Annotated in this window: 10 protein-coding genes and 1 pseudogene; 7 read left to right on the forward strand and 4 right to left on the reverse strand. The window is 63.8% G+C overall.

Annotation, left to right across the window (positions count from 1 at the left end; all coding sequences use genetic code 11):
* The first annotated feature begins 2 nt into the window (after positions 1–2).
* From GGR89_RS20275 to GGR89_RS20295, 5 genes and pseudogenes are all read left to right on the forward strand, one after another.
* Entirely contained in the window at positions 3–320 is a 318-nt protein-coding gene (locus GGR89_RS20275) for a hypothetical protein (protein ID WP_125976988.1), read from the forward strand.
* Positions 321–439: 119 nt separating this feature from the next.
* Positions 440–1,033, forward strand: coding sequence for a hypothetical protein (locus GGR89_RS20280; RefSeq protein WP_125976987.1), 594 nt, complete (start codon positions 440–442; stop codon positions 1,031–1,033).
* 1,077 nt (positions 1,034–2,110) lie between these two features.
* Complete coding sequence (locus tag GGR89_RS20285; protein WP_125976986.1) at positions 2,111–3,019, forward strand: ArdC family protein; 909 nt, start codon at positions 2,111–2,113, stop codon at positions 3,017–3,019.
* Positions 3,016–3,225: a sigma factor-like helix-turn-helix DNA-binding protein gene (locus GGR89_RS20290; protein WP_125976985.1), complete on the forward strand. Its 210-nt coding sequence runs from the start codon at positions 3,016–3,018 to the stop codon at positions 3,223–3,225. Before GGR89_RS20285 ends, GGR89_RS20290 begins: the two co-directional genes overlap by 4 nt.
* A gap of 71 nt (positions 3,226–3,296) precedes the next feature.
* Positions 3,297–4,219, forward strand: a pseudogene (locus GGR89_RS20295) (nucleotidyltransferase).
* Positions 4,220–4,261: 42 nt separating this feature from the next.
* On the opposite strand, the gene GGR89_RS20300 reads toward GGR89_RS20295, so the two are convergent.
* The 3 genes from GGR89_RS20300 to GGR89_RS20310 form a co-directional block, all read right to left on the reverse strand.
* A complete protein-coding gene (locus GGR89_RS20300) occupies positions 4,262–4,771 on the reverse strand; it encodes a Ros/MucR family transcriptional regulator (protein WP_125976984.1) in 510 nt (169 codons plus the stop codon).
* A gap of 100 nt (positions 4,772–4,871) precedes the next feature.
* Entirely contained in the window at positions 4,872–5,087 is a 216-nt protein-coding gene (locus GGR89_RS20305; protein ID WP_084584657.1) for a conjugal transfer protein TraD, read from the reverse strand.
* 13 nt (positions 5,088–5,100) lie between these two features.
* On the reverse strand, positions 5,101–5,424 hold the full coding sequence (locus tag GGR89_RS20310; RefSeq protein WP_125976983.1) for a conjugal transfer protein TraD: 324 nt from the start codon (positions 5,422–5,424) through the stop codon (positions 5,101–5,103).
* 171 nt (positions 5,425–5,595) lie between these two features.
* On the opposite strand from GGR89_RS20310, the gene traA reads away from it, so the two are divergent.
* A complete protein-coding gene (gene traA, locus GGR89_RS20315) occupies positions 5,596–8,619 on the forward strand; it encodes a Ti-type conjugative transfer relaxase TraA (protein ID WP_125976982.1) in 3,024 nt (1,007 codons plus the stop codon).
* A 2-nt stretch (positions 8,620–8,621) separates the two neighbouring features.
* Positions 8,622–9,332: a DUF6118 family protein gene (locus GGR89_RS20320; RefSeq protein ID WP_125976981.1), complete on the forward strand. Its 711-nt coding sequence runs from the start codon at positions 8,622–8,624 to the stop codon at positions 9,330–9,332.
* Between the two features lie 187 nt (positions 9,333–9,519).
* Here the strand turns inward: GGR89_RS20320 and GGR89_RS20325 are convergent.
* The coding region (locus GGR89_RS20325; RefSeq protein ID WP_167713063.1) for a hypothetical protein at positions 9,520–10,020 on the reverse strand (501 nt) is incomplete at its 5' end.

Consider the following 10,020-nt stretch of genomic DNA (forward strand, 5'->3'; position numbering starts at 1 on the left):
GCATGGCGGGATCAATCATAATAGGCAAGGGCGCAGTTGTAGCGCTAAGTTCTAGAGGGTTTGAGGAAATATCTGAGAATATCAGGCATGAGCTAATCAAATATCCATCTTTAGTAGATAAAATATTTCAATCTAAAGATATTGAGTTCATGCCGTTTATCAGTGTTGACGACTTAGATAGCGTAAATTTTCTGAAGTTTTATGATGCGGTTGTGGAGTGTGTGCGAAAGAGAAGCGGAGGTGAGGCCTCTTTTCCTGAATGGGGCGAGCTCGTGAGGAAACTTGAAGCTGACAGACGATTTAGACATCAGTCTAGTTGATGACAGGCATATTTGGAATGACGAGGATGCGAGAAGCCCTATTGGAGGGCGGCGTGTCCCGAGAGCTTCGAGAGCAATATGATAGCGCACGTCCTATGGGTAACGCCGGGGCATGTAAGGTGGAGTTTGTTGTCCTGTCTTGGCTGGTCGGCCTCCAAAACGAAATTGCCCCTGTCCTGCCACGCGCTCTGGATTGGATCGACAAGGCGCTGGAGAATGGCGAGGTGTATCGCTTCGGTCCCGATCCCAACGGGCACAGCACGACGCTGCATTGGGCAAAGGCCATCGGCAGCTGGATGCTCTCCGGGAACGACAGCAGCTACGAATGGGATCTGGCCCGCTGCTTCGAAGAAGCGCGGTGGCGCTTCCCCGAGCGCCCCTGGCCGACCAACGAGATCGTCCTCGAAGGGCTGGACGACTATCTCGCGTTCGCGCTCGGGGCGGGGCCGCATGCCAAGGTCGAGTTCGGGCCTGAAAACGACATCTACATGGCCGGCATCGAAATGTACGAGCGATGGACCGGCAAGTCCGGGCCGGTGAAGCTTGGCGGCACCCTCAAGCCGCGCGACTTCGGCTATGCCCTGTGCCGGCACTATACCGCCATCCAGTCCTTCGACGAAGACGCGCTGGTTGCGGCGGGGCGCAAGATGCTGCGCGCCCGTCTCCAGGAGCGGTGGCTCGGCAGCGGGCAGTACATCCGTGCGGCCACCTAGCTCAAGATCGCCCATCATCAGCTCGGCGGCGAAGCCGATCCGCGCCAGTGCATCCTGCGCGCCTATGACTACATGCCCGATGTTGTGCGGTCTGCGTTCGTGTAGCGCCTCGCCGGCGTCGCGCTCGGCCTGCGGTCCGTCGCGACACAAGCGGCACCATTGCGGGCGCAATCGCCCAGCATTTCAACGAGGTCGAGCGCCAGTATTGCCGGATGTTTTCGAGCGGCGCAGGCCTTATCCCAGCTGGGCCAAGGTGGCCGAGTGCCTGGCATTCGGATGCAGAGGCCGCCATGTGCGGATTCCGTACCAGCTTATCGGATGCAGCTGAGGTCTCAAGATTGGCGCCCGACTCGCCACCGGCTGTTGGCTGGTTCCTGCCCAACCAGTCATTCTAGAGCTGGTCAGCGCACGACGGCCTAGTCTCACGTTCCGGCGCTAACTTGCGGCGGCTCGGCGCTAGCGCTGACGATGATAGCTTGAGGGCATCTCACGCCTGCGGTGTGACCGCGCTCGCACGCCGATGGTGCGGCGCCGAGTCGGCGTGACAGTTTCGGCCCTTCGGGTGTTGATCGCTGACGCGCCCGATCCTGCGGATAGATGGCCGGCAGGCCCCGGCAGCGGAACGCGGGTGTGGTGCGCGCACTGGCGCACGCCTGCGGCGACACCAGGGCGCGCTAGGTGTTGGTGCCCGCGTGGCACACTTGCCCGGGCGGGAGGGACGGGCGGCGGCTGGCGCACGGGCTGGCGCGCGCACGCCGCCCGTGCGGCCCTCCCGGTTGCAAGAGTGCGGTTCTTGGTCCGGGCGCCGGTGGCGCCCGGCAGCGCGGTCGCGCTGACAGGATGGTCGCCGCGCGGGTGCGCGGCGGCGTTGGTGCGCCGGCACGCGGACAGGGCAGGGGGAGCGTCGCTCGCCTCTAGTCCTGCCGCGGCATGCCGCAAGCCGGGCGGTGCCCGGCTCCTCCACGTTGTTTCGGCCTTCGGTGCGGCCTGCCTCTAACGGCAGGACTGCCGGTTCGCTCCTGCCGCTCCCCCCGCCCTTCCGGCGCCGGTTGCGGTGTTTTGGAAGGAGAGAGGATCATGGGTGTTGGACACGAGAACCGGGCGAGCCTCTATGCCGAGGTGACGGGCCGGGTGATTGCCGAACTGGAACAGGGACGGCTGCCCTGGGTGCAGCCTTGGGATGCTGCGGCGTGTGGATGCGCGATGCCGGCGAACGCGGTGACCGGGCGGCGCTATTCGGGGATCAATGTGCTGATCCTCTGGGCGGCGGTGATCGAGGGGCGCTATGCTTCGCAGCGCTGGTTGACCTACGCCCAAGCGCAGGCGGCGGGCGGGAGCGTCCGGCGCGGGGAGCGGGGGACGACGATCTGCTATGCGGATCGCTTCACCCCGAAGGACGAGGCCGAGCGGGCGCGGGATGAGGATCGCGAGGCGCGGCAGCTGGCGTTTCTCAAGCGCTTTACCGTGTTCAACGTCGACCAGTGCGAGGGGCTGCCGGAGCGGCTGTCTGTGGTGGCGCAGGACGCGCCGGTGGCGGAGGCCGACCGCATCCCCGCTGCGCACGCGCTGATGGAAGCATGTGGAGCGGATATCCGGATCGGGGGTGGCGAGGCCTATTACAGCCCGGACGGCGACCAAGTCGCGGTGCCACCGCAGCTGGCCTTCTACGACCGCATCAACTGGTATCGCACCGTGCTGCACGAGCTGGGGCACTGGACCGGGCATCGCTCCCGCCTCGACCGCGATCAGTCCGGGGCTTTCGGCAGCGCCGCCTATAGTCGGGAAGAACTGGTCGCCGAAATGGCAAGCGCGTTCACCTGCGCATCGTTGGCGATCCGGCCTACCGTGCGTCATGCCGATTATATTGGCAGCTGGCTGGCGGTGCTGCGCGAGGATGAAAAGGCGATCTTCCGGGCGGCGAGCGCGGCCAGCAAGGCGGCCGATCACCTGCTTGGGTTCGTCTCGGACGGGGAGGCGGGGCAATGATGCGCTGGCTTCGCCTGCGGCGGATGCGTCGCGCCTTTCGTGCGCTGCCGGAGCGAGATCGGGCCATCTTCGGATCGGTGCGGTTCGATGACCGGGATTACGTCGAAACGGCCAGGCGGCATGGCTGCACGGTAGCGGAGGTGGAAGAGACCGTCGCCCGCGTAATCATCGCGCTCGGTCGAGCAGAGCGGGGCGAACGACCTTGAGCGATGCGACACCTCGCCCGGCGAAACCGGGCGAGGTGTACGCCGCCGCATCAGCGCGTTAGGATCGATCCATGAGGACCAGCCTCGACCATTTGCCCCCAGCCAAGCAGCGCGAGCTGGAGCGCGTCGTCCAGATCCTGTTCGAGGAGTTCGGCGACGCGATCGCTATCGCCACGTCGGATTGGAAGAAGCAGGCATGCATCCTCAAGGTCATCCTGTACGGCAGCTATGCGCGCGGCGGTTGGGTCGACGAACCGCACACCGCCAAGGGCTATCAGTCCGACTTCGACCTGCTGGTGATCGTCAACAACGACAAGCTAACCGACCGGGTAGAGTTCTGGGCGACCGCCGAGGACCGGCTGAACCGCGAATTGGCGATCACGAAGACGCTGCGCACGCCGGTCAATTTCATCGTGCACACCCTGCAGGAGGTGAACGATGGGCTGGCGCACGGGCGCTACTTCTTCATGGACGTCGCCCGCGACGGCATCGCGCTCTACGAGAGCGAACCGGGTGAGCTGCACCAGCCCAAGCCAAAGACGCCGCCGCAGGCGCTGGCGATGGCGCGGGAGTATTTTCTGAGTTTTATCCAGCAGCCGCGGACTTCAAGGAAAGCGCGGACCATCTGGCAGGGAAGGGGCGCCATAAGCGTGCGGCGTTTCTTCTCCACCAAGCTTCGGAACAGCTCTATCACTGCGTGCTGCTGGTTTGCACCTTCTACACCCCGCATGTTCACAACCTCGGATTCTTGCGCACGCAAGCCGAACGGATTGATCCGCGCCTGATCGACGCTTGGCCACGTGATCAGCGCGTCGATCGTTCGCGGTTTGAAAAGCTGAAAGAGGCCTATGTGAAGGCGCGCTATTCGAAGCACTACCGGATCAGCGCCGAGGAACTGGCATGGCTGGGCGAGCGCGTCGAGGTGCTGGGACAGGCGGTGCAGGTGATCTGCGAAGAGCGCATCGCGGCGCTGGAGCAAGCGGCTGCCGCGTGATCGCCGCGCGCCGAGGCATCGAGCCTCGGCGCGCGATTGAGTTCAGGCAGTCGGTGCCGCCTTCGCGCGCGGCTTGCGCGCGGGCTTCGGGGCAGGCGCTTCGGCAGGCGCATTCCGTGCTGCGCGGCCCTTGGCGCCCAGGCCGATCTTGTGCGCCATTGCGCGGCGCTGCTCCGAATAGGTCGGCGCCACCATCGGGTAATCCGCCTTCAGATTGTAGCGCGCGCGATATTCCTCGGGCGTCAGACCATGCGTGCTCAGATGCCGGCGCAGGGTACGATAGGGCTTGCCGTCGATCAGTGAAATAATGTGGTCTTTCGAGGCCAGCGATTTGCGGACCGACACGGCCGGCGTGAATTCTTCCGACGCAGGTTCTTCGCTCGCAACATCCGCGCTCGCGACACCACCCGAAAGTTCAATCACATCTGCATGCATCTTCCGCAGAAACGTGGAGACATCGTCCATCGCCGCGCGATTGTTCGGGTTCGATAGCCAGGCAATGGTGAGGTCACTTGCGAGTTCAACGGGATCGGTATTGCTCTGCTCAGACATTCTGCGTCCCTGCTCCTTGTTTTTCGGCATGCTGCCGACAACAGGATTATAGGAGCGTATGTAATCCGTCTGCTAAAATATGTTGGAAGATGCGGCGAGATTACTCATTCTGCAGCTGCTCGAACGCGCGACGTCCACGTCTTCGCCATAAGGTCAGCGCCTGATCGCGTTGTTCGCTTTTGAGCGTGGCGGCAGCATCGATCATCACACCGAACAATACGGCGCGATCATCGTCGGTGAGTTCGACCAATCCGGCTTTAGCAACCAGGCCGCCCAGCTCGATCAGCTGGCGCGTTCTTTCGCGACGCTTCACCATCCATTCTCGCGTATCATTCCGCGCACACTGCGCCTCCGCTCGGTGCCGCGCCGCTGTCAGCTGCCGCAGCCGATGCCGCACGCGAACGAGCGCCGCCGCGAGCTTTGCCCTGCCGCTGAAAGAAGGCCGCGCCACGCAGGCGCCAGTCCTCCCGTGCGATCATGTCGGGCGTGCCGACAGCGGCGAGCAATGCGCCGGCCAACTGCTCGACGGGAAGTGCATCAGCACCCGTCGCGACCACCAGCTCGCCGAGTTGCTGGAGCTTGGCTTGTTTGAGCCTCCGCGCCTTGCTGTCGAGCGCCTTCAGTTCCGAATCGAAGTCGCGTGGTTTGCGCATCGATCCCTCCGTAGTTGATGGATAATGTTCGGTGATTTAGGAACTGCATCGATCAGCGCAAATGTTGTGAAACGTCTTGGGATGTTCACGTCACGAAAAAGATGAAATCTTTTGAGGGCGCGCTTATACGTCGTGCCGACGTCGCTTGTTTGGTGTAAATGGATTGCCGCTATGGCGATCTACCATTTCTCGGCCAAGATCATCAGCCGCGCCAGCGGATCGTCGGCGCTCGCCGCTGCTGCCTATCGCTCCGCCTCGCGGCTGCACGACCAACGGCTCGATCGGCACCATGACTTCTCGAACAAGGCCGGCGTCGTGCATTCCGAAGTGCTGCTGCCGGACGGCGCCCCCGAGCAGCTCGCCGATCGGGAGAAGCTGTGGAACGCGGTCGAAGCCGTCGAGCTGCGCAAGGATGCGCAGCTTGCCCGCGAGATCGAATTTGCGATCCCACGCGAACTGAACCAGGCCGAGGGCATTCGGCTGGCGCGCGACTTCGTCCAGGAAGAGTTTGTGAACCGCGGGATGGTCGCTGATCTCAATGTGCATTGGGATGTCGGTGCTGATGGCGAAGCGAAGCCGCATGCCCATGTCATGCTGGCATTGCGCGAGGTGGATGCCGAGGGTTTCGGCAAGAAGAGCCGCAACTGGAACCGGACCGACCTTCTGGAGAAATGGCGCGAGAGCTGGGCCGGCCACGTCAATGCGCGACTGGCGGAACTGGATATCGATGCACGGGTCGATCACCGCTCGTTGGAAGCGCAGGGTATCGATCTCGAACCGCAGCACAAGATCGGTCCGGCAGCGGCGCGGATGGTCAGACAGGCGCTCACCTCCGAGCGGCTGGAAGAGCATCACGAGATCGCGCGCGCCAATGGCGAGAAGCTGCTCGCCAACCCGGCGCTGGCGCTCGACGCGATCACCCGCACCCAAGCGACCTTCACCACGCGCGATCTGGCGATGTTCGTGCATCGCCATAGCGAAGGGAAGGAGCAGTTCGATCAGGTGATGGCGGCGGTGCGCGCGGTGCCCGAACTGGTGAAGCTGGGCAAGGACGGACGCGGCGAAGACCGCTTCACCAGCCGCGACATGATCGAAACCGAAGCCCGGTTGGAGCGGGCAACCGTAAAGCTCGACGCCAGCCGTAACCATGGCATGGACGAGCAGCATCGCAAGCTCGCCTTGGCGCGCGCAGAGATGCGCGGACTGGTGTTGTCGAGCGAGCAGCGCAGCGCCTTCGATCATGTCACCAGCGGCAAGGACCTGGGCGTTGTCGTCGGCTATGCCGGCACCGGCAAATCGGCGATGCTTGGCGTCGCCCGCGAAGCGTGGGAGCGCGCTGGCTATCAGGTGCAGGGTTTGGCGCTTTCGGGCATCGCCGCGGAGAATCTGGAAAGCGGCTCAGGCATCGCGTCGCGCACCATCGCCAGCATCGAGCATCAATGGGAGCAAGGGCGCGAACTGCTGACCGACAGGTCGATCCTGGTGATCGACGAAGCTGGCATGATCGGGTCGCGCCAGATGGAGCGGGTGATCGCCGAAGCCGAGAAGCGCGGCGCCAAGGTGGTGCTGGTCGGCGATCCCGAGCAGCTCCAGGCAATCGAGGCCGGCGCCGCGTTCCGCTCGGTCGCAGAGCGGCACGGCGCCATCGAGATCACCGACATTCGCCGGCAGCGCGAAGACTGGCAGCGGCTGGCGACGCGTCAGCTCGCGACCGGGCGCACCACAGAGGCGCTGGAGGCCTATGCCGGTGCCGGCATGGTCGTCGACTCGGACACGCGAGTCGAGGCTCGAACGGCGCTGATCGCGCGCTGGGACCAAGAGCGGGTCGCCGATCCGGGTGCGTCACGCGTGATTCTCACGCACATGAACCAAGAATGCGATGAACTGAATGCGCTGGCCCGGGATGCGATGAAACGCAGTGGGTCCTTAGATGCTGATATTGCTGTCGAAACCACCCGCGGAGAACGCTTGTTCGGGGCTGGCGACAGGGTCATGTTCCTGCGCAACGAACGCAGCCTGGGTGTGAAGAATGGTAGTCTCGGCACCATCGAACAGGTCGATCACGCCCGCATGGCGGTGCGGCTCGACGATGGCCGCCAAGTCGCTTTCGACCACAAGAACTATGGCGACGTCGCCCATGGCTATGCTGCAACCATTCACAAAGCGCAGGGTGTCACCGTTGACCGCGTCCATGTGCTGGCGACGCCAGGGCTCGACCGGCAAGCTGCCTATGTCGCCCTGTCGCGGCACCGCGATGCGGTGCAGCTCCATTATGGCCGTGACGATTTCGCTGACCAGCGCAAACTGGCACGCACGCTGTCGCGCGACCGGCCGAAGGACAATGCGCTCGACTATGAGACCGCCGCCGAGCGCTTCGCCGCCCGGCGCGGTGTCAAACGGTCGCGCATCCTCGACACGCTTGCCAAGGAGCCTCTGGCCGAACCCGAGCGTAGCGCGCCTGCGCCAGCACCACGTCGCGGCATGTTCGACGGGTTGCGGCTGTCCATCCCCGAGCCCGAACGGGTGCCCACCAAACTGCGCTTCGATGGGCTCAAGCTGTCGGTGCCGGTGGCTGCTTCCGAGGCATCCGCAACCCAGAAGCTGGAGCGGGCGGTCGAAGGCTATGCGCGTGCTGTCCAGGATGCTGGCCGTATGACGGGGCAGGGTCACACGCCGCTCGAATACCAAAAGGCGGCGCTTGCGCGCACTGCCGAGGTGATCAACGCGCTGCATCCCCACGGTGCCCACGATCTCGATATGGCGTTCGAGCGGACGCCGGGCCTGGTCAGCGAAGCGGCCAATGGTCGCACCGCCAATGCGATTCGTCAGATGCAGCTCGAAGCCGAAGTGCGCGCCAACCCCGAGCTGCGCGCTGACCGGTTCGTCCAGGCCTGGCAACAGCTGCAGGCGCGTCGGGGCAAGCTGAGCGGGTGGGAGAATGAAGCGAAGCGTGCCGGTGTCGAGAACGCCATGCGGTCGATGGCGAAGGGGCTGGAGAAGGATCCGGCACTAGGCGCTGCGCTCAGCCGCAGGGGTAGTCAGCTGTTCGGTCGGCAATGGTCTCCGGAATGGACGCCGGGCAGCCGTGATGGCGGTGTCGCCCGCGCGCTCGGCGACGATGCCCGTACCCGTTCGATCATCCGGCAGCTCACCTTCTCGATCGACCGTGATCGGGGCCTTGGGATTGGAATGTAGCCATGGGTATCCAGGAACCTCCCGCCGAAGCGGACCAGACCGTCCAGGCGTTCAACGACATGTCACGCAAGCTGGCGGGGTTGACTGCTGCGGTCGACGGCTTTGCCGCGCGGCAGCAGGAATTGCATGCGCGTGACTATGGACCAGACCTGGAGAAGATCCGCGACAGCTACGAGAAGGTGTGCGGCGCGATCAATGTCCTTGCCAAGCGCCCAGCTATGACACTGACGCCGCAGGATGTCGCGAAGCAGATCGAAGCGGCCGGCACGCAGGGGCGTGCGGACGACCATCGGGCATGGACCGCCGCCAGCCATGCCCTTGGCGGCACAGTCCAAGAACTGAAGGGGATGGTTGTATCCGCCCACTCTGCGGAGACCCAGCAGCTGTGGATCGCGGGAGCAGCCGCTTTGGCACTAGTGATAGGCTTCGCGTTTGGCACTGTTGTGCCACCGGCTATCGCTCAGCTCGCGCCCGAGAGCTGGCATTGGCCAGAGGAGCGGGCTGCAGCAATGCTCGGGCGCACACCTTGGGACGCGGGCGTGCGCCTCATGCAGGTTGCCGACCCGCAGCAGGCGCGGACACTCGCCGACGCCGGCCGGCTCACGAAGGACAATGCGGATGTGCTCTCGGCATGCAGAGACCGCGCAAAACGGCTCAACGCCCCCGTGAAGTGCTCAGTCTCGGTTTTGCCCGTGGCGAATAGCCGTTCCTGAAAGCCAACCCTTCGGGGATCTGGCCTCTACAGATTTGAGGGCCGTCTCTGAGGACAAAGCCACCATTCGCGGTGTCGCTACTGAACGGCTGTTTAGGCCATTTGCTGGCGCTCGGGTATTGCTTTAAGATCGGTTATTCAATCTGCGGCGGGGGCGCTTGGAAGCTGTCATACAGCCTGCGCGGCCCTTATTCCTCGGCGGCTTCGCCCGTCGCGGCCTGTTCTGACTTGGGCGGCATTACCACGTAGTTTAGGGACCAACGGAGCAGCAGCTTGCCGCCACACTCGCAGGGAATGGTACCCCACTCTTGCCTATCCATTTTCTCAGTAGAGGTGGAGGTCACAAAGTGCGTTGTTCCGCACAGGCACTCCAGGTAGTGCCCCCGTCTGGCGAACTCATATTCGCCGTCGCTGATCTCGACATCCCATGTCTCGGCGCATTCCGGATTGATGCAGCTCACGATCTTGCCCTGTGGAAGGCATCGCATCCGGCGCTTGTTGGTCGCCCCGCACACGCACTCGAACTTGACCTCTTTACCAAGCCCTGTGGAGGTCATCGTGCCGGTTGCGATGCGCTCGATCTCGGCTAGCGCCTGACCTGCTCCCCAGAAATCATGCCATTGGTAAGTTAGCTCGTCAGATGGAGACGAGTGATGCGGCGAAGCCGATTTACCGAGGATCAGATCATT

The sequence above is a fragment of the Sphingomonas trueperi genome (genome assembly GCF_011927635.1).
GTDB classification, from domain to species: domain Bacteria; phylum Pseudomonadota; class Alphaproteobacteria; order Sphingomonadales; family Sphingomonadaceae; genus Sphingomonas; species Sphingomonas trueperi.

What these genes read in the sequence shown, in the direction of transcription:
- GGR89_RS20275 (WP_125976988.1), top strand. Translation starts at nt 3, where the DNA reads ATGGCGGGATCAATCATAATAGGCAAGGGCGCAGTTGTAGCGCTAAGT.
- GGR89_RS20285 (WP_125976986.1), top strand. Translation starts at nt 2,111, where the DNA reads ATGGGTGTTGGACACGAGAACCGGGCGAGCCTCTATGCCGAGGTGACG.
- GGR89_RS20290 (WP_125976985.1), top strand. Translation starts at nt 3,016, where the DNA reads ATGATGCGCTGGCTTCGCCTGCGGCGGATGCGTCGCGCCTTTCGTGCG.
- GGR89_RS20300 (WP_125976984.1), bottom strand. Translation starts at nt 4,771, where the DNA reads ATGTCTGAGCAGAGCAATACCGATCCCGTTGAACTCGCAAGTGACCTC.
- GGR89_RS20305 (WP_084584657.1), bottom strand. Translation starts at nt 5,087, where the DNA reads ATGGTGAAGCGTCGCGAAAGAACGCGCCAGCTGATCGAGCTGGGCGGC.
- GGR89_RS20310 (WP_125976983.1), bottom strand. Translation starts at nt 5,424, where the DNA reads ATGCGCAAACCACGCGACTTCGATTCGGAACTGAAGGCGCTCGACAGC.
- traA (WP_125976982.1), top strand. Translation starts at nt 5,596, where the DNA reads ATGGCGATCTACCATTTCTCGGCCAAGATCATCAGCCGCGCCAGCGGA.
- GGR89_RS20320 (WP_125976981.1), top strand. Translation starts at nt 8,622, where the DNA reads ATGGGTATCCAGGAACCTCCCGCCGAAGCGGACCAGACCGTCCAGGCG.